The sequence below is a fragment of the Sphingomonas sp. SORGH_AS_0879 genome, from assembly GCF_030819175.1.
Lineage (GTDB): Bacteria > Pseudomonadota > Alphaproteobacteria > Sphingomonadales > Sphingomonadaceae > Sphingomonas.
The window spans coordinates 1,436,049-1,453,802 of record NZ_JAUTBJ010000002.1 but is presented as its reverse complement, the minus strand read 5'-3'; the positions used below and the strand labels follow the sequence as shown (position 1 = coordinate 1,453,802).

23 protein-coding genes and 1 pseudogene are annotated in these 17,754 nt (G+C 66.6%); 4 read left to right on the top strand and 20 right to left on the bottom strand.

Translation table 11 applies throughout. The features are described from left to right. Positions 1-2: 2 nt before the first annotated feature. The 9 genes and pseudogenes from QE379_RS07705 to QE379_RS07665 all read right to left on the bottom strand — a co-directional run bounded on the left by QE379_RS07705 (position 3) and on the right by QE379_RS07665 (position 7,065). Positions 3-1,394: a porin gene (locus QE379_RS07705; protein ID WP_306999413.1), complete on the bottom strand. Its 1,392-nt coding sequence runs from the start codon at positions 1,392-1,394 to the stop codon at positions 3-5. A gap of 175 nt (positions 1,395-1,569) precedes the next feature. Next, on the bottom strand, positions 1,570-1,923 hold the full coding sequence (locus tag QE379_RS07700; RefSeq protein ID WP_306999411.1) for a dihydroneopterin aldolase: 354 nt from the start codon (positions 1,921-1,923) through the stop codon (positions 1,570-1,572). Continuing rightward, complete coding sequence (locus tag QE379_RS07695; protein ID WP_306999409.1) at positions 1,920-2,666, bottom strand: SDR family NAD(P)-dependent oxidoreductase; 747 nt, start codon at positions 2,664-2,666, stop codon at positions 1,920-1,922. The genes QE379_RS07700 and QE379_RS07695 overlap by 4 nt, the downstream gene beginning before the upstream one ends. Then, the gene (gene folE / locus QE379_RS07690; protein ID WP_306999407.1) at positions 2,663-3,289 is read right to left on the bottom strand and encodes a GTP cyclohydrolase I FolE; all 627 of its coding nucleotides are present in this window, start codon (positions 3,287-3,289) and stop codon (positions 2,663-2,665) included. The genes QE379_RS07695 and folE overlap by 4 nt, the downstream gene beginning before the upstream one ends. Before the next feature lie 190 nt (positions 3,290-3,479). Next, a pseudogene (gene fghA / locus QE379_RS07685) lies at positions 3,480-4,324 on the bottom strand (S-formylglutathione hydrolase). Beyond that, the gene (gene purU, locus QE379_RS07680; RefSeq protein ID WP_306999405.1) at positions 4,321-5,181 is read right to left on the bottom strand and encodes a formyltetrahydrofolate deformylase; all 861 of its coding nucleotides are present in this window, start codon (positions 5,179-5,181) and stop codon (positions 4,321-4,323) included. The pseudogene fghA and the gene purU overlap by 4 nt, the downstream one beginning before the upstream one ends. Continuing rightward, the gene (locus tag QE379_RS07675; RefSeq protein WP_306999403.1) at positions 5,178-5,567 is read right to left on the bottom strand and encodes a VOC family protein; all 390 of its coding nucleotides are present in this window, start codon (positions 5,565-5,567) and stop codon (positions 5,178-5,180) included. Before QE379_RS07675 ends, purU begins: the two co-directional genes overlap by 4 nt. After that, positions 5,567-5,953: a VOC family protein gene (locus QE379_RS07670; RefSeq protein ID WP_306999400.1), complete on the bottom strand. Its 387-nt coding sequence runs from the start codon at positions 5,951-5,953 to the stop codon at positions 5,567-5,569. The genes QE379_RS07675 and QE379_RS07670 overlap by 1 nt, the downstream gene beginning before the upstream one ends. Beyond that, positions 5,953-7,065 carry an S-(hydroxymethyl)glutathione dehydrogenase/class III alcohol dehydrogenase gene (locus QE379_RS07665; RefSeq protein WP_306999398.1) on the bottom strand — a complete coding sequence of 371 codons (1,113 nt, stop codon included), beginning with the start codon at positions 7,063-7,065 and terminating at the stop codon, positions 5,953-5,955. The genes QE379_RS07670 and QE379_RS07665 overlap by 1 nt, the downstream gene beginning before the upstream one ends. Positions 7,066-7,172: 107 nt before the next feature. On the opposite strand from QE379_RS07665, the gene QE379_RS07660 reads away from it, so the two are divergent. Beyond that, positions 7,173-7,376, top strand: coding sequence for a DUF2945 domain-containing protein (locus QE379_RS07660; RefSeq protein ID WP_307003134.1), 204 nt, complete (start codon positions 7,173-7,175; stop codon positions 7,374-7,376). A gap of 57 nt (positions 7,377-7,433) precedes the next feature. Then, positions 7,434-7,694: an SWIB/MDM2 domain-containing protein gene (locus QE379_RS07655; RefSeq protein WP_007405135.1), complete on the top strand. Its 261-nt coding sequence runs from the start codon at positions 7,434-7,436 to the stop codon at positions 7,692-7,694. Positions 7,695-7,747: 53 nt separating this feature from the next. Here the strand turns inward: QE379_RS07655 and QE379_RS07650 are convergent, their stop codons facing one another. The 7 genes from QE379_RS07650 to QE379_RS07620 form a co-directional block, all read right to left on the bottom strand. Continuing rightward, positions 7,748-8,182, bottom strand: coding sequence for a hypothetical protein (locus tag QE379_RS07650; protein WP_306999396.1), 435 nt, complete (start codon positions 8,180-8,182; stop codon positions 7,748-7,750). 198 nt (positions 8,183-8,380) lie between these two features. Beyond that, positions 8,381-9,157: an exodeoxyribonuclease III gene (gene xth / locus QE379_RS07645; protein ID WP_306999394.1), complete on the bottom strand. Its 777-nt coding sequence runs from the start codon at positions 9,155-9,157 to the stop codon at positions 8,381-8,383. Between the two features lies 1 nt (position 9,158). After that, entirely contained in the window at positions 9,159-9,497 is a 339-nt protein-coding gene (gene erpA, locus QE379_RS07640) for an iron-sulfur cluster insertion protein ErpA (RefSeq protein ID WP_306999391.1), read from the bottom strand. A 357-nt stretch (positions 9,498-9,854) separates the two neighbouring features. Further along, a complete protein-coding gene (locus QE379_RS07635) occupies positions 9,855-10,601 on the bottom strand; it encodes a M23 family metallopeptidase (RefSeq protein ID WP_306999390.1) in 747 nt (248 codons plus the stop codon). An 85-nt stretch (positions 10,602-10,686) separates the two neighbouring features. After that, a complete protein-coding gene (locus tag QE379_RS07630) occupies positions 10,687-11,511 on the bottom strand; it encodes a ferritin-like domain-containing protein (protein ID WP_306999387.1) in 825 nt (274 codons plus the stop codon). Beyond that, positions 11,508-11,963 (bottom strand): peroxiredoxin, encoded by a 456-nt coding sequence (locus tag QE379_RS07625; protein WP_306999385.1) that lies wholly within the window; start codon positions 11,961-11,963, stop codon positions 11,508-11,510. Before QE379_RS07625 ends, QE379_RS07630 begins: the two co-directional genes overlap by 4 nt. Beyond that, positions 11,950-14,640, bottom strand: a complete 2,691-nt coding sequence (locus QE379_RS07620) for a bifunctional [glutamine synthetase] adenylyltransferase/[glutamine synthetase]-adenylyl-L-tyrosine phosphorylase (protein ID WP_306999383.1) — start codon at positions 14,638-14,640, stop codon at positions 11,950-11,952. Before QE379_RS07620 ends, QE379_RS07625 begins: the two co-directional genes overlap by 14 nt. 107 nt (positions 14,641-14,747) lie before the next feature. Between QE379_RS07620 and QE379_RS07615 the strand changes: the two genes are divergently transcribed. Beyond that, entirely contained in the window at positions 14,748-14,939 is a 192-nt protein-coding gene (locus QE379_RS07615; RefSeq protein ID WP_306999381.1) for a hypothetical protein, read from the top strand. Here the strand turns inward: QE379_RS07615 and QE379_RS07610 are convergent. The 4 genes from QE379_RS07610 to QE379_RS07595 form a co-directional block, all read right to left on the bottom strand. Beyond that, positions 14,927-15,319 (bottom strand): class I SAM-dependent methyltransferase, encoded by a 393-nt coding sequence (locus QE379_RS07610; protein ID WP_306999379.1) that lies wholly within the window; start codon positions 15,317-15,319, stop codon positions 14,927-14,929. The genes QE379_RS07615 and QE379_RS07610 overlap by 13 nt on opposite strands. 241 nt (positions 15,320-15,560) lie before the next feature. Further along, entirely contained in the window at positions 15,561-16,199 is a 639-nt protein-coding gene (locus QE379_RS07605) for a sigma-70 family RNA polymerase sigma factor (RefSeq protein WP_306999377.1), read from the bottom strand. Positions 16,200-16,317: 118 nt separating this feature from the next. Next, positions 16,318-16,455: a hypothetical protein gene (locus tag QE379_RS07600; protein WP_306999376.1), complete on the bottom strand. Its 138-nt coding sequence runs from the start codon at positions 16,453-16,455 to the stop codon at positions 16,318-16,320. A 73-nt stretch (positions 16,456-16,528) separates the two neighbouring features. Next, positions 16,529-17,329, bottom strand: a complete 801-nt coding sequence (locus QE379_RS07595) for a response regulator (RefSeq protein WP_306999374.1) — start codon at positions 17,327-17,329, stop codon at positions 16,529-16,531. A 269-nt stretch (positions 17,330-17,598) separates the two neighbouring features. On the opposite strand from QE379_RS07595, the gene QE379_RS07590 reads away from it, so the two are divergent. After that, positions 17,599-17,748, top strand: coding sequence for a NepR family anti-sigma factor (locus QE379_RS07590; protein WP_267434814.1), 150 nt, complete (start codon positions 17,599-17,601; stop codon positions 17,746-17,748). Positions 17,749-17,754: the final 6 nt, after the last annotated feature.

Here is a 17,754-nt window from a genome sequence, read left to right as displayed (position 1 = left end):
CGTCAATAGGTGAATTGCAACTGGGTGCGGATCAGGTCGCCCGTCGCGCGACCTACGCGCCGAGAATCCGCCTCGCGCCGTTCCATCCGGGCATAGGCGATGGTCAGTTCCAGCGCCTCGACCAACTGGATCTCGCTGCCCAATTCCCACTCGTCCGTTTCCAGACGCGGCGCATCGACATTGGCCTTCCACCCGCCGCGATAGCGTTGCCAGCGGGCATAGGGGATCATCCGGCCGGCCGGGGTCCGGCCCGCATCCACCATCAACTGGACGTAGCCGCCGCCCGCCCGGCTGGTGCGAATGGTGCGCAGGTCGCTGTCATATTGCGGCGCCCAGCCGGTCGTCCATTCGGTCTGGATGCCGAAGGGCTGGGGATAGAGGATGGCGTGGAACGCCACCCGGTCCTCGCGATAGTCGATCGGACTGACGCCGCCGCTGCGTATCTCCGGCCGGAAACGGTTGAACATCGCCGATCCGCCGACCTCCAGAACCTGTCCCCGGAACAACGGCCCCAGCCCGTCGAGCGCGAAGGGCCAGGTCGCCATCGCGACCTTCATCAGGTTGCCGTTGCGCTCGGTCCGGTTGGTCCCCTGCCCGTTATAGAGCGCGACGCCGAACGCGCCGTAATTGCCGAACAGCTTCTGCTTGTTCCTGGTCAGCCGGTCCCAGATCGCCTGGACCGGAGCAGGCGTGTAATAGGCGTTGACCCCGACATCGCGCTCGCCCGGCACCCCGCTGTTGATCGCATCCGACCGGTCAAGCGGCAGGCGGTTGGACGAGGATTGCAGATTTTCCCATCCGAACGGCACCTTGGACTGGCCGAAGCGCAGCCGCAGGCGGCGTTCGGGATCGAGGAACCAGTCCACATAGACATCACGCAACTGCCCGAAATTCTCACGCCGCTCGGTGCTCGACTGGTTGTTCACCGCCGCGCCGAAATCATGCTGGAAATAGAGTTGCAGCCGGTCGGTGATGTCCCCCTGTAACACCAGCCGCACCCGGCGGAGCAGGAAGCCGCCATCGTCGTTGATCGACGTGTCGTGAACCGAACGCAGCCGCGAACCGGTGGCGGACAGCGGCTCATGCTCATCCAGCACCGCATTGTAGCGAAGCTGCGTATAGCCACGCAGGCGCATCCGCTCATACCAGGGCGCGCGGTTGGATGGCGGCCTGGCGATGCTCGCGACGCGTTGGGAGGCCGGAGCGGCCGCGGGTACGGCAGCCATGGGGGCGAGCGTTTCGGCCGAGGCGATACGGGGCGCGGGTGGGACCGGCGATGCCGGGGCGGCGGAGGCCGCCATACCTTTTTGCGCATCGGTCAGCGCCTTGATCTGGGCTTTGAGTTCATCGATCTGACGCTGCAATTCCTGCACCGTCTGCGCGAATGCGGGCATAGGGCAACTCGCCAACAGCATCGCTACGGCAACCCGGTAAAGGGTCCGCTGGGGTCTCGACTTGATCACCGTGCTGCTTTCCGCCCTGTTTGCGGCGGCGGCTTAGGACGGCTCCGGCCCCTTTCGCAACAGATTGATGACAGTCCAGTGATATTTCCGTGACAGCGTCAGCGCATCAGCGCGTCCGCTCGATCTCACACCCCACGCGCGCATCGGGATAGATGCCGGTCTTCATCGACCGGACCCTGACCGCCGTGACGCGCGCATCGGCCAGACAGAGCGTCGCGATCGACTCGCACAGGCTTTCCTGCAATGCAAAGCCCGGACCGTCCGCCATCGCCACGATGCCCTCGCGCAGGAAATCATAGTCCAGCACCTCCTCGATCCGGTCGGTGCCGGGGGCGGCGGGATAGGTGACGGTCATGGCGACCCACAGGGTGACCGGCTGCGGCTCGGCCTCGTGCGGGTGGATGCCCAGCCGCATCGCGACCCGCAGTTCGTCGAGCAGGATGGTATAGGTCGCGCTCATACCCGCCCCTCGAACATCACGTCGCCGTCGCGGCGGCAGAAGCGCTGGCCGCAATCGACGTACAGCGTCTGGCCGCGAATGCCGCTGGCGGTCAGCAGGAAGGACACCGCCTCCGCCACGGCGCCTGCGCCGATGGGACGACCGAGCAGGTTCTTGGCCGAGGCCGCCGCGAATTCCGCATCGCTCTGGTCGCCGCTTTGCAGGGTCAGGCCGGGGGCGACGGCGTTGACCGCGATGCGCGACCCCAGCGCCTGGGCGAGCATCGTGTTCGCCCCCGCCAGCGCGAACTTGGCGCAGCTATAGGCGAAGAAATCGGGGTTGGGATTGGCCAGCTTCTGGTCGAGGATATCGACCACCGCGCCGTCCGTCACATCGTCCTGCCGCGCCAGCGCCGACGCGAGCAGCGCGGGGGCGGCGGCGTTGATCGCGTAGAGCTTCGCCATCAGGGTCGCGTCCGGCTCCGGCGGTCGATCGAAGACGAAGGCGGAGGCGCTGTTGACCAGTCCGTCGATCGGGCCGCCCGCCGCGTCCCTTGCGCGGCAGAACAGCGCATCGATGCCGTCGAGGTCGGACAGGTCGCCCTGTACGGCCACCGCGCCCAACTCCACCGCCAGCGCCGCCGCCTCATGGACCGAGCCGTTATAATGGATCACCACCCGATGCCCGTCCGCCGCCAGCCGCCGCGCGATCGCCGCGCCCAGCCTTTTGGCCGCGCCGGTCACCAGGACGGTGCGGCTCCTCATCCGCCCAGCCCCATCAGCGACAGGACTTCCTTGCGGCTGCGATCGTCGTCGCGGAACACGCCCATCATCCGGCTGGTCACCATCGACACGCCCGGCGTGCGGACTCCGCGCGCGGTCATGCAGGCATGGGTCGCCTCGATCACCACCGCGACGCCCAAAGGCTTCAGATTCTCCCATATACAATCGGCGACCTCGGCGGTCAGCCGCTCCTGCACCTGCAAGCGGCGCGCGAAACCGTGAAGGACGCGGGCGAGCTTGGAGATGCCGACGACATGATTGCGCGGGAGGTAGGCGATATGCGCGCGACCGATGATCGGGGCCATGTGATGCTCGCAATGCGACTGGAAGGGGATATCCTTCAGCAGCACGATCTCGTCATAGCCGCCGACCTCCTCGAACACCCGCGACAGGTGGACGGCGGGGTCGTCGCCATAGCCCGCGCAATATTCGGCCCATGCCCGCGCGACACGCTTCGGCGTATCGACCAGCCCCTCGCGCGTGGGGTCGTCGCCCGCCCAGGCGATCAGCGTGCGGATGGCGTCGGCGACATGATCCGGCACGGCAATCTTGCCGTCCTCACCGATCAGGTCGCCATCCTCCGGGTCGCCATGGGCGCAACTCATATCTCGTCCTTCACGTCAAAGCGGGTGCGATAGCGGATCGTTTGTGAGGGTGCAAAGATGCGTCCTTTCATCCCCACCCCTACCCCACGCCCGTTCGGCCTGAGCGAAGTCGAAGGCCATGCTAAAACGCCTGAACCGAACGGTTTCCCTTGGCCTTCGACTTCGCTCAGGCTGAACGGAGGTTGGGGATTTAGCGCCGCAACCGCTCCGCCGCCCAGGCCACATGGTCGGCCATGAAGGTCGAGATGAAGTTGTAGCTATGGTCGTATCCCGGCTGCATCCGCAGGGTCAGGGCCATCCCGGCCTTTTCGCACGCCTCGGCCAGCAGTTCGGGGCGGAGTTGCTCGGCCAGGAACTGGTCGGCATCGCCCTGATCGACCAGAAGGTCGGGCCGCCGCGCGCCGTCCTCGATCAGCGCGACCGCGTCCGCCTGACGCCATGCCTCCCGCTCCAGCCCAAGATAGCCGCCCAGCGCCTTCTCGCCCCACGGCACCTGTGACGGCGCGCGACGATGGGGGCAAAGGCCGACACGCTGCGAAAACGATCGGGATTGCGCAGCCCGATGGTCAGCGCGCCGTGGCCTCCCATCGAATGGCCGGTGATCGCTTGTGCTCCCATATCGGCGACCGGAAAATGCTCGGCGATCAGCGCGGGCAGTTCCTGTTCGATATAGGTCCGCATGCGGAAATGCTCCGCCCAGGGCTCCTCCGTCGCATCGACATAGAAGCCCGCGCCCTGCCCCATGTCATAGGCGTCGTCATCGGCGACCCCCTCCCCACGCGGCGAGGTGTCGGGCGCGATGAAGATCACCCGGTGCTCGGCGCACGGTGCCCGGAATTCGCCCTTGTCGGTGACATTGGCGTGGGTGCAGGTCAGGCCCGACAGATACCAGAGGACGGGCAGTTTCTCCCCCTCTTCATGCGCGGGCACGAAGACCGAGAAGGTCATCCGCGTCCCCGTCGCCGCGCTGTCATGCGCATAGACGCCCTGCACGCCGCCATGCGCTTTGGAGGTCGAAATCGTCTCGATCGTCATCGGAACACCACCGTCCGGTTGTCATTGAGAAACACCCGCCGCTCGCCCACCCAGGCGACCGCGCGGGCCAGCACCTGTGCCTCGATATCGCGGCCGATGCGGATCAGGTCGTCGATACTGGCGCGGTGATCGACACGCTCCACCGCCTGTTCGATGATCGGCCCTTCGTCGAGATCCGCCGTCACGAAATGCGCGGTCGCGCCGATCAGCTTCACCCCGCGGGCATGGGCGCGATGATAGGGCTGTGCGCCCTTGAAGCCGGGCAGGAAGCTGTGATGGATGTTGATGCACCGCCCCGGCAACGCGGCGACCAGCCGCTCGCCCAGCACTTGCATGTAACGGGCGAGGACGAGGTAATCGGCCCGCGTCTCGTCCATCAGGGACAGCATCGCCGCTTCCTGCTCGGCACGATTGGGGTCGCTGACCGGCAAATAATGCCAGGGCAGGCCATGCCACTCGACCAAGCCACGCAGGCTGTCATGGTTGGACACCACGCCGACGATCTCGACCGGCAGCGTGTTGGTCCGCCAGCGATGCAGCAGGTCGTTCAGGCAGTGCGAGCCCTTCGACACGGCGATCAGCATCCGGGGCCGCTCGGTCGCGGGGGCGACGTGCCAGTCGAATCCGAAGCGCGCGGCGGGCTCGGCCAGCGCCGCCTTCACCCCCTCGACCGAGGCCGGGAACCGCGCGCCCTGCCCGGTGAAGACGATGCGCAGGAAGAAGCGCCCCGTCTCCAGATCGGCATATTGCTGGCTGTCGAGGATGAACCCGTCGATCCCGGCCAGCGCACCCGACACGGCGGCGACGATGCCGACCCGGTCTTGGCACGCCAGCGTCAGGATATAGTCGGCGCTCATGCGGCAGGGAGGCGACAACCCAGGCACAGCTTGTTGCCGTCCGGGTCGCGCAGATAGCCGAGATGGGCCTTGCCCATGCCGGTATCACGCTCACCGACCGGCCCCTCGATCGCGGTGCCGCCATGCGCCACACCCGCCGCATGGGCCGCTTCGACCTGTGCGGGATCGGCGGCGCCCAGGCCGATCGTGCCACCATTGGCGTGGGTGGCAGGCTGTCCGTCGATCGGGCGGGTCACGATGAAGATCGACCCATTGTGCAGATACATGACGCGCTCAAGCTCGGGATGCTGGCGCCCCGGCTGGCCGCCCAGCGCCGTGAACAGCGCGTCGTAAAACACCTTGGACCGGGCAATGTCGTTCGATCCGACCATGATATGGGTGTACATCAGTTCGCCTCCACCAGATGCCGTGCGCACAGCTTGTTGCCGGCTGGATCGCGCAAATAAGCCAGATAGACCTTGCCCACCGGCGGATGGCGATAGCCCGGCGGGTCCTCGATCGCCATGCCGCCATGCGCGAGCCCCGCCGCGTACCAGGCATCGGCCTGTTCTGGCGAGCCCACCGCAAAGCCCAGCGTCCCGCCATTGGCATGGGTCGCGGGCTCGCCGTTCAGCGGACGGGTAATCAGGAAGCGCCCGCCCTTATGGCTGTAAACCAGCCGCCCGAGCGGATCGACCACCCCCTCGGGTACGCCGATCGCGCCCAGGATCGCGTCGTAGAAGCGCTTGGCCTGGGCGATATCGTTCGCCCCGAGCACGACATGGCTGAACATCAGAAGATCACCACGCTGCGGATGCTCTCGCCCGCGTGCATCAGGTCGAAGCCCTTGTTGATCTCCTCCAGCGTCAGCCGGTGGGTGATCATCGGGTCGATCTCGATCTTGCCGTTCATATACCAGTCGACGATCTTGGGCGTGTCGGTCCGCCCGCGCGCGCCACCGAACGCGGTGCCCCGCCAGTTGCGCCCCGTCACCAGTTGGAACGGGCGCGTGCTGATCTCCTTGCCCGCCTCGGCCACGCCGATGATGATCGAGGTGCCCCAGCCGCGATGGCACGCCTCCAGCGCGGTGCGCATCACCTCGGTATTGCCGGTCGCGTCGAAGCTGTAATCCGCGCCGCCATCGGTGAGTTCGAGGATCTTGGCGATCGTCTCCTCGCGGCTCAGCCCCTTGGAGTTGAGGAAATGGGTCATGCCGAAGCGCCGCCCCCATTCCTCGCGATCGGGATTGATGTCGACGCCGATGATCCGGCCCGCACCGGCGAGCCTGGCCCCCTGGATGACGTTCAGGCCGATGCCGCCCAGCCCGAAGACGACGATATTCTCGCCCGGCTGAACCTTGGCGGTGTTGACCACCGCACCCACGCCCGTCGTCACGCCGCAGCCGATATAGCAGCTCGTGTCGAACGGCGCGTCCTCGCGGATCTTCGCCACCGCGATCTCCGGCAGGACGGTGAAGTTCGAGAAGGTGGAGCAGCCCATATAATGGAAGATCGGCTGCCCCTTGTAGCTGAAGCGGGTCGTGCCGTCGGGCATCAGCCCTTTCCCTTGCGTCGCGCGGATCGCGGTGCACAGGTTGGTCTTGCCCGACAGGCACGACTTACACTGGCGGCATTCGGGCGTGTAGAGCGGGATGACGTGATCGCCCGGCACCACGGATGTGACACCCGCGCCGACCTCGCGCACGATGCCGCAGCCTTCATGGCCCAGCACGCTGGGGAACAGTCCCTCGCTGTCGAGGCCGTCCAGCGTATAGGCGTCGGTGTGGCAGATGCCGGTCGCCATGATCTCGACCAGGACTTCACCGGCCTTGGGGCCTTCCAGATCGAGTTCGACGATTTCGAGCGGCTTCTTCGCTTCGAAGGCGACGGCGGCGCGGGTCTTCATGGGTTCCTGTCTCCTTGGATGGCCGCCCTGATGCCGCGTCGCGCGCGCCCATGCAACCAAGGATGACCCCGGCGGATTGATGCGGATCACAACCCGGGAGAGCGATGATGACCGAATTCAAGAAGGGCGACCATGTCGAATGGAACAGCCATGGCGGCACCGCCGAGGGCAAGGTCGTGAAGAAGCAGACCAGCGACACGACCATCAAGGGCCACACCGTCCGCGCATCCAAGGATGCACCGCAATACATAGTAGAGAGTGACAACGGCGGAAAGGCAGCGCACAAGGCGGACGCGCTTAAGAAGGCGTGATTCACGCGCGACCCGCCGACCAGGCCGGGACGCAGAAGGATTAAGGGAAGGAAACACATGGCCACCGCAACCACGGGCACCGGCATCCACGCACCGGTCCAGCCGTCCGAGGAACTGGGCGCGATCGTCGGCAACGAGAAGCTGCCGCGCAGCCAGGTCATCAGCAAGGTGTGGGACTATATCAAGGCCAACAACCTGCAGAACCCGGAAAACAAGCGGGAAATCCTGGCCGACGACAAGCTGAAGAAGGTGTTCGGCAAGGACAAGTGCACCATGTTCGAGATGAACAAGTTCATCTCGGCGCACCTGAAGAAGTAAGCCTTCACCGCGCTCCGGTCCGTCGGGCCGGAGCGCCCTTCCCCGCCGCGCCGCTATCGCAGGTCGAGGACCAGCGGTTTGCGCGCGGCGGGCGTCGCGGACGGGCCCGGTGCCCGCGTCTTCGCGGCCCGATCGGGCGACACGGTGTCGCCTTGCGCATTCGATATCGGCGAAGACGCCGTATCGCCGACATTCCGCGCTTCGATCTGGTTCAGCCGCTGCTCGACCAGTTGCGCGTCGAGCAACTTGCGATCGCCCTGCATCGCCGCGACCTGCACCTCCAGCGCCGCCACACGCTGTTCCAGCACCCTCACCCGCACCTGATCCTCGGTCTGCCCGACGATGTCGTTGGCCGCCTTTTCTTGGCGCGACCGCTCCTGCGCGTCCCCATCGGCGACCCGCGCGTCGGGACTGCCGCGCTGGTCACAGGCGGTCAGGGTCAGGGTCGGGGCCAGGGTGAGAAGGATCAGGGCAGCGGCGCGGCGCATGGGCGGGTCTCGACTGTATCGGATTGGGGCCGGGATAAACCCGTGAATTCCTCCCCTGCAAGGGGAGGTGGCAGTCCGCAGGACTGACGGAGGGGTGTCACCGTTAGCGGGCGAATGACTCACGTCCGCCCATGCCCCTCCACCAGCTTCGCTGGTCCCCCTCCCCAAGCATAGCTTGGGGAGGAATGGGTACGCCGCTTACTCGGCCCGCAATCTCACCCAGGTCGGGGCATGATCGCTGGCCTTTTCCCGCCCGCGATAGCTTTTGTCGACACCTGCATCGACCAGCCGGTCGGCGGCCTGCGGACTAAGCAGCAGATGGTCGATGCGAAAGCCCGCGTCACGCTGCCACGAGCCCGCCTGATAGTCCCAGAAGGTCCACACCCCGCCCTTGGGCGCCCGGGTGCGCAGCGAGTCCGTCCAGCCTTGCGCCAGCAACCGACGATAGGCGGCCCGGCTCTCCGGCTGCATCAGCGCGTCGCTCGCCATGGCGGGGACGGAGAAGGTGTCGTCGTCGTTGGGGATGACATTATAGTCCCCGGCCAGCACGGCCGGAACCTCCTCCGCCAGCAAGTCCCGCGCCCGCGCGGCCAGTCGCTCCATCCAGCGCAGCTTGTAATCGAATTTCGGCCCCGGCTGCGGATTGCCGTTGGGAAGATAGAGCGAAGCGACCACCAGCCCATCGACGTCGCATTCCAGATAGCGGTTCTGTTCGTCGTCCGGCTCGCCGGCCAGTCCGCGTTGCCGCTCGACCGGCTGGGTGCCGCGCGCCAGGATCGCGACGCCGTTCCAACTCTTCTGCCCGTGCCAGACCGCGCCATATCCCGCCGCCTCGATCTCGGCGATGGGGAAGCTTTCGTCGCTGGCCTTCAATTCCTGAAGGCAGACAATATCGGCCTCCGCCTCGCCAAGATATTCAAGCAGGCGCGGCAGACGGGCCTTGATCCCGTTGACATTATAGGTGGTGATCTTCACGTCAGACCGCGAAGCTGGTGCCGCAGCCGCAGCCCGAGGCCGCGTTGGGATTGGTCACCCGGAATGCCGCGCCGCCGAGCGATTCGACATAATCCACCTCCGCACCGCGCACGAGGTCCAGGCTGATGCTGTCGACGACCAGACGCACGCCGTCGGTTTCGGCGATGACATCGTCCTCCGCCGGGCCATCGGCCAGCCCGAACTTATACTGGAAGCCCGAACAGCCGCCGCCCTCTACCGACAGGCGCAGGATGGCGGGCTTGTTCTGCCGCTCGGCGATCGCCGCGACGCGAGACGCAGCGGCCGGGGTCAGCGCGATTTCGGAAATGCTGGTGGCCATCGCGTTCAGATAGGCGTGGGGGGCGAGTGGGGCAATCCCAGCGAGGGGACTTTCCTCCCCTGCAAGGATTCCTCTGCGAAAGTCGGGACGCCGCCCATGAACATCGACCACCCCGGCGGAGGCCGGGGTCCAGTTTGGAAGCGATGAGAGGCACTTATAATCACCCCGCAACTGGATCCCGGCCTTCGCCAGGATGGTGCTGGCAGGAGCTTTGCAGAGGAATCCTGCAAGGGGAGGTGGCAAGCCGCAGGCCTGACGGAGGGGTGTCACCGTCCGTCGGGAAAGGGATCGCGAGCGGCGACACCCCTCCACCATGCTGCGCATGGTCCCCCTCCCCTCATAGGGGAGGAATATTCGTCAATCCTGCGCGGCGGGGCCGTCGGTGGAGACGGGGATCTGGTGGATCGCATGATCCTGCGACGCGGTCAGATAATCGCCGGTGGTCAGGAAGGGGACCGGGTTGACGGCGTGACCGTCCATGCGGACCTCATAATGAAGGTGCGGGCCGGTCGAACGCCCGGTCGAGCCCATCAGCGCGATCAACTGGCCGCGCGTCACGCGGGCACCATCGGCGACGAGGATCTTGGAAAGATGGCCATAGCGGGTGGCGATGCCCTTGCCATGATTGACCTCGACCAGATTGCCGTAACCGCCCTGCCAGCCCGCATGATCGACGATGCCGTCGGCGGTGGCGTAGATCGGCGTGCCGACGGGGCCCGGAATATCGACCCCGGCATGCATCGCGGCGGTGCCCCGGAACGGGTCGGAGCGGATGCCGAAATTGCTGGTGAACTGAAGCTTTTCGACCGGATGGACCGAGGGGATCGCGATCACGCCCTTTTGCCCCGTGTCCATCTTCTTCCAGGTCTGGAACAGGGTACGGAACTGCTGGTCGGCGCGGATATCGGCGGAAGCCTCGGTGCTGTTGGCCGGGATGAACTCGCCGCCGACGGCGGTCGGCGCATGATGCGGCGCCTTGGGTGCAACGGGAGCGGAGGATGCTGCGATCGCGGCGTTGCCGGTCAGTGCGATGACGGCGGCGGCACCCAGAGCCGATCGGACGCGCGACGCAATCGATTTACCCGTAAACTGAAGCTGCGTCATCGAACCCCGACACTTCTGCGCCAGACACCCCCATGGCGGGTTTGCCGGCTTCGTCCATCCAATGCTGTTTCGCAGCCCCACCGCGTTACAGACGGTCAGCTTGTGCCGTCATGGGTTCCATGTCCGCAAGTGGTTCGTAGAAATCCCGCGTCAAACCGGCTGACTCGCGCGCCGAAACGTTGAACGGTGGCTTAACCGCCCCCCGAAAATGGCGGCGGACCAGCATCTGCCAGTACGCGGCGGGCTCGATGTCATGCCCGGCGGCCAGATAGCCGAACCATTTTGCGCCGAAACCGACATGGCGAATCTCATCGGTATAGATGCGGTGGAGGATGCGCGCCGACGCCTCGTCACCGCCGCCGCGAAACCGCGCCACCGTCTCCGGCGTCACGTCGAGCCCGCGTGCCTCCAGCACCATCGGCACGATGGCGAGGCGCGCCATCGCGTCATGCGCGGTTTCCTCGGCCGCCTCCCACAATCCGGCATGGGCGGGCAATTCGCCATAGCCCGAACCCAAGGTGCGCAATCGCCGGTGCAGCACGGCGAAGTGCATCGCCTCGTCCGCGCCGACCGAAATCCAGTCGTCGACGAAGCTGCGTGGGAATTGCCCGCCGAACCGCCCCGCCGCGTCGAACGCCAGGTCGATCGCCGAAAACTCGATATGCGCCAGCGCGTGGAGCAGCGCGATCCGCCCCTTTTCCGAACCCCCGCGCCCGCGCTTGGGCATCCGATTGGGGGGCAGCAATTCGGGCCGGTCGGGCCGCCCCGGCGCATCGGGCATGGCGATGTCGAAACGATGCGCCAGCGCCCCCCGCCGCCACTCGCGCGCGACCTGCCGCGCCAGCCGTACCTTGGCCAGCGGCTCGCTCTCGCGCAGCACCGCCGCGCACCGTCCGGCGATCGTCGTCAAAGCGCGCGCGCCGCCTCCAGCACCGCCTCGGCATGGCCGGGCACCTTCACCTTGCGCCAGCTTCGCGCAAGCATCCCGTCGCGACCGAACAGGAAGGTCGCGCGCTCGATCCCCATATAGGCCTTGCCGTAGAGCATCTTCTCGCCCCAGACGCCGAACGCTTCGCAGGCCGCGCCGTCCTCATCGCTCGCCAGTTCGACGGTCAGCGCGTGCTTCTCGGCAAATTTGCGGTGCTTGGCGGGGCTGTCCTTGGAAATGCCAAGCACCCGCACGCCCGCCTCGGCGAACGCCCCGGCCAGCGCGGTGAAGTCCTGCGCCTCGCGCGTGCAGCCGCTGGTGTCGTCCTTGGGATAGAAATAGACGACCAACGGCCCGGCCAATTCGCCCAGTGCCAGCGGCTCGCCCGCCGCCGTCGCGACCGTCACCGCCGGAATCGGATCACCCTGTTCCATCGCCCACTCCTTCTTGCCAGACTTGGCCGACCTCCTGCCGCGTCGCCTCCAGCGTGGCAACCACCATGTCCCAGTCGGCCAGCCCCATGGCGCGTGTGATCAGCGGGCGGGTCGGCTCTGGCGGCTCCTGCCCATCGGGGACCAGCAGGCGGAAGGCGACGAGTGCGCGGGTCAGCACGTCATACGCCGTCGCCATGCCGGGGGGCATCAGCCCCTGCCCCACCAGAGCCGCGATCGCCCGGCCCAGATCGGGGTCGAAACCGGTCCGCCGGGTCAGTTGCGTCCGGTGCACCGCGAATTCCAGATCCACCAGCCCGCCTGGCAGCAGCTTCACGTCCAGCGGTCCCTGCGGCGGCTTGTGCCGTGCCATCTCGGTCCGCATCTCTCCCGCCTCCGCCGCCACATCGCGCGGGGGGCGGTTGCCGTTCAGCACGTCGGCAATAACGGACGCGACAGCCTTCCGCGCCTTCGCCGATCCATAGATGGGCCGGGCGCGGGTCAGCGCCATATGCTCCCAGGTCCAGGCATCCTCGCGTTGATAGCGCGCGAAACTCTCCACCGAGACGACCAGCGGCCCCTGCGTACCCGAGGGCCGCAGTCGCGTATCGACCGGATAGAGCGGCCCCGCCTGGGTCGGGACCGACAGCGCCGCCGTCACCCGCTGCGCCAGCCGGTTATAGTAAAGCGTCGCCCCCAGCGGCTTGGGGCCATCGGACTCGGCGGCGAAATCGCCGGTGAACAGATAGACGAGGTCGAGGTCCGATGCATGGGTCAGCGCCGCGCCGCCCATCCGGCCCAATGCCAGGATCACGAGTTCGCTATCGGGCACCCGGCCATGCGCTGTGACGAATTCGTCCACCGTCGCCTGTGCCAGCACCCCCACCGCCGCCTCGGCGACGCGCGCATAGCCGCCCGCCACCTCCAGCGGATCGGCCCGCCCCGCCACGATCTGCGCCCCCAAGGCGAACCGCAATTCGCCGACCACCCGGCGGACATGGTCGAGCCTGTCCTGATAATCCTGCCCCGCCTCACCCCCACGCATGGCGCGTTCCAGATGTTCGACGGCGGGCAGCGGCTCGAACGCGGAGGCGTCGATCAACCCGTCGAGCAGCGCGGGACGCCGGGCCAGTTCGCCCGCCAGGGGCGCCGCATGGCTGAGGATCTCGACTGTCAGGCTGGCGAGGCCGGGTCGCGCCTCCAGCAGGCGGAAGATGTTGATCGCGCTGGTCATCCGCTCGAACAGCGAATCGAGCTTGAGCAGCGCCGCATCGGGGTCCGGCGCCTCGCCCAAGGCCTCGACCAGGGTCGGCAGCACCGCGTCCAGCGCCTCACGCGCCGCCGGACTGCGCAAGGCGGCATAGTCGCCGCCGCGCCACGCCGCGATCCGCCGCGCCGCCGCCTCGATATCGCGCAGCCCCGCCGCCGCCAGCCGCTGGTTGAGCAGCACCGGATCATGCGGCAGGCGCGGCCGCTCATCGACATCGAGCGCGTCGTAGAACCGCCCGACCTTTGCCGTCACCGGGGCCAGCATCGCGACCAGCGCCTCGCCATCGGCCAGCCCGTGCAGTTGCGCCACCCGCCCCAATCCATCGCCCAGCGGCAATTGATGGGTCTGGCGATCGTCGATCATCTGCACCCGGTGCTCGATGGTCCGCAGCAGGACATAGGCATCGGACAGCGCCGCCGCCTCTCCCGCATCGATCCGCCCGGCCTCCGCCAGCCGCGCCAGCGCGTCGCGGGTGGCGGGCGCGCGAAGGGCGGGGTCGCGGCCACCGTGGATCAACTGATGGATTTGCGCGAAGAATTCGATCTCGCGAATGCCGCCACGCCCGCGCTTGAGGTCATAGCCGGGGCCCATCGCCTGCCCCTGCGCATGATGGTCGCGGATGCGGTGGGTCAGGTCGCGAATCTCGCCCACCGCCCCGAAATCGAGCGCCCGCCGCCAGACGAACGGGCGGATCGCGTCGAGGAAGCGCTGTCCCAGCGCCATGTCCCCCGCCGCCGCGCGGGCGCGGATGAACGCCGCCCGCTCCCAGGTCAGCGCCTGGCTTTCATAATAGGCGATCGCCCCCTCCACCGGGATCGCGATCGGTGTCGCTTCGGGCGAGGGGCGCAGCCGCAGGTCGACGCGCAGCACATAGCCCTCGCCGTCGCGCGCCTGGAGCAGTTCGACCACCCGCTTGGCGATCCGGACCGCCGCATCCTCCGGCTCCTCGCGCGGGCGATGCGGCAGGGTCTTCGGGTCGAACAGCAGGATGGGGTCGATGTCGGACGAATAGTTGAGTTCGCGGCTGCCCTGCTTGCCCAAGGCGATGGCGGCGAAGCCGACGGGCTCGGCACCCGGCGTCCGCTCCTCAATCGCCGCCCGGATCGCACGGTCGAGCGCATGGTCGGCAAAATCGGTCAGCCGCCCCGTCACCTCGGTCAGGTCATAGACCCCCGCCAGATCGCCCAGCGCCACGGTCAAAGCCAATGCGCGCCGCTGCCGCCGCAGTGCCGTTCCCACCGATAGATCGGGGTCGGGCGCGCTCGGCTCGGCCAGAATACCGTCCAGCGCCTTGGCCTCGATCCCCCGCTCCCGATCGAGCAGCATCGCCAGGAAGGAGGAATGCCGCCGCGCGCGGGCGACCGCATCGGGCAGGCTCATGATCGGGCCGCTGGCCGGAAACGCATTCATGCGTCCCGTCTATCCCGACGCGGCATATGGACCAAGGCTTTCCATGTGATGACGAGAATCGCTTCATAATGTTTTGAACTTGTCAAGACCAAGTTCGTTATGATCGTATGACGACTACAGACCCCTGGACCAACGATATCCGGATCGTGCCCGCGCCGCGCCGCGTGGACGATATCGGCATGACGTTGCGCGCCGCCTTTTCGGAGCCGTCGCGGCTACCCGATCCCTGGGTCCGGCTCCTGGCGCACCTCGACCGGATTCGCGGCGTGTCCGGCACCCGGTCGGATCAGCTTCGATAATCCGACCGCCGGGCGTAGCAATAATGGTTGCCCCCCTCATCCCGATAGCACTCGACCAGTGGGCAACCGATCTCGTTGAGAATGCGGCGATACTCCGCAAGACCGAGCGATCGGGAAAGTTGGCCGGTCAGGCTGTCGGTCCACTGACATGACTGTTCCGGTGCGCTGAACAGCAAATGCCCACCGGGGTGCAGAATGTCGGCGATGCGGGCGAGGACCTGGCGCTGTCGCTCCTCGCTGAGCAGGAAGAGCAGTCCGACCATGACCGCGCCATCGTATCGGCGGTCGAAAAAGCGGCTGGCTTCGACCCCTTCCTCCGCCGTGACCGCGCTTGGCACATGGCGGCGACGGATCGATCCCGAACATGCGAAAGCCCGCATCGCTCAGCGCCCGCCCGATCGGAAGGCCGGTCCCACATCCGATATCCACGATAGCGCCGCCGGGACGGACATGTTCGGCCCAGCGAAGCAGGACATCGACGCCGATATCGGTTCGGAGAGCGGCGAACCGCTCCGCCACCCCTTCCCAACCCAGCGAGGGATCACTCACCGCCGGGACCGGACGCAAAACGACCGCCCTGACCCATGGATCGAGGCGGTCGCGAAATCATCGGACGCGGAATTACCGCCCGCCGCTCAACTGGTCGACATCGCCCATGATCGTGTCGAGCGCGGTCTTGCTGCTGTCGGTTTCGTGCAGGCGACGCGATGGCAGCGAGCCTTCGGTCAGGATCGCCTCCAGCGCGACGCGGCCACGCGCGACGCGGCTCTTGATCGTGCCGACCGCGACGTTGCAGATTTCCGCCGCCTCTTCATAGGCGAAGCCACCCGCACCGACCAGGATCAGCGCTTCGCGCTGCGGCTGCGGCAGGTGCATCAGCGCGCGTTGCATATCGCCCAGTTCGACATGGCGGTCCTGGCTGGCCGGAGCCGCCAGGATACGGTCGGCGACCAGATCGTCCCACTCGCCCTTGAAGCGCGCACGACGCATCTGCGACAGATACAGGTTGCGCAGGATGATGAAGGTCCAGGCCCGCATATTCGTGCCCGCCTGGAATCGCTGGCGCGCGGCCCAGGCCTTGAGCAGCGTTTCCTGCACCAGATCGTCGGCCAGATCGCGGCTGCCGGACAGCGAACGTCCGAAAGCGCGAAGATGCGGGATCACACGCGCCAGCTCGGCCTTGAATTCGGAATCGGGCAGGGCGACGTGCTCGACGGGTGCGTCGGCCTCGATATCGTCCCGCGTCTGTGGCTGCGTCATGAAAATCCGATCGTCGGAAACGGCCGACGGTACGACCGCTTCGGAATATAGGGTTGTCGGCCGGGAAAGGCCAGCCTTGCCAAGGTCATAATAGCCCCGTCCGGTCGTCGCACGCGGATCAGCGCAACACCAGATAGGCGAAGATCACGATCACCAGGGCCAGCGATATGGGCAGGATGTACCGCGTGACATGCGGTGTCGATCCTGCCCGCGCATCCTCTCGGGAAACATGAATGGGGTGTTCTGGATCAGCCATGTCCACCTCAACGCTTGTTAACCGTTTTGGGTCCGTAACCGACGATCTTTCCCCATGAACACCCCGCCCGGTCTTATTCGGCCGGGACCGTGCTCTGATCGAAGAACAGCGCCTGACTGATCGCCGCCTTCACGGTCGATCGCTGGAAGGGCTTGGTGATCAGGAAGGTCGGCTCCGGCCGCTCGCCGGTCAGCAGCCGTTCGGGGAAGGCGGTGATGAAGATCACCGGAACCTCGAATTCGGCCAGAATGTCCTTCACCGCGTCGATGCCCGAACTGTCGTCGGCAAGCTGGATGTCGGCCAGGACGAGGCCCGGACGATCCTCCATCGCCAGCGCGACCGCCTCGTCGCGGGTCACGGCGACGCCGGTCACCTCATGGCCCAGGTCGCGCACGATCGTCTCGATATCCATCGCGATGATCGGTTCGTCCTCGATGATCAGCACGCGGGCACGGGTCTGCTGCTCGATCTCGGCCAGCGCTTCGGACACGAGCGCCTCGACCTCGCTGGGCTCGACATCGATCAGATAGGCCGCATCCTCGGGCGTGAAACCCTCCATCGCGGTCAGCAACAGCGCCTGACGCGACAAGGGGGTCATGCGGGCGAGACGCGCGCGCGCCACCCCTTCATTGCCGTCGGCATCCGCACCGTCATTGTCGAGTTCGTCGTAATTGGCCGACGACCAGATGCCCTGGAACATCCGGTACAGCCCCAGGCGCGGATCGACGTCGCGCGGGAACTGGTCGGGGGCTGCCACGATTGCCTCCAGCGTGGCGCGAACATATTTGTCGCCGTGCATCTGGCTGCCCGTCAGGGCCCGGCCGTAGCGCCGCAGGAAGGGAAGATGGGGCGCAAGCTGCTGTCCAAGCGACATGGGTAATAATCACTCCCTGAGATATTCGCGGTGACTCATGTGCTGGCCGCCGCGCCGGTTTTCAATGCCGTTTCCCGAAATCCCCTCTGGCAGCCGCGAACGGAACCGACCTTCGGATTTTTCGTATCGCATCGGGAACCAACAAGATCGAATTTGGTTTCATCGCCACATCAACTATGGCTCTGGCGTAACGCCGACCGGCGGCGCCATGGTGCGTCGACACGTCGGTTGCCCCGCTTTGTGGGTCGTTGCAGGGGGATATTTTGAGTTTGGGCAACAAGACGAAGAAGACGCCGTCATCCGCTCCTCAAAAGGGTGGCGAGAAGGATGCGGGCTCGGCACTTCGCCAGGCGTATCAAAAGACCGTCGACGAAAAGATTCCTGACGAGATGCTTGACCTTCTCAGCAAGCTGGGTTGACGACCG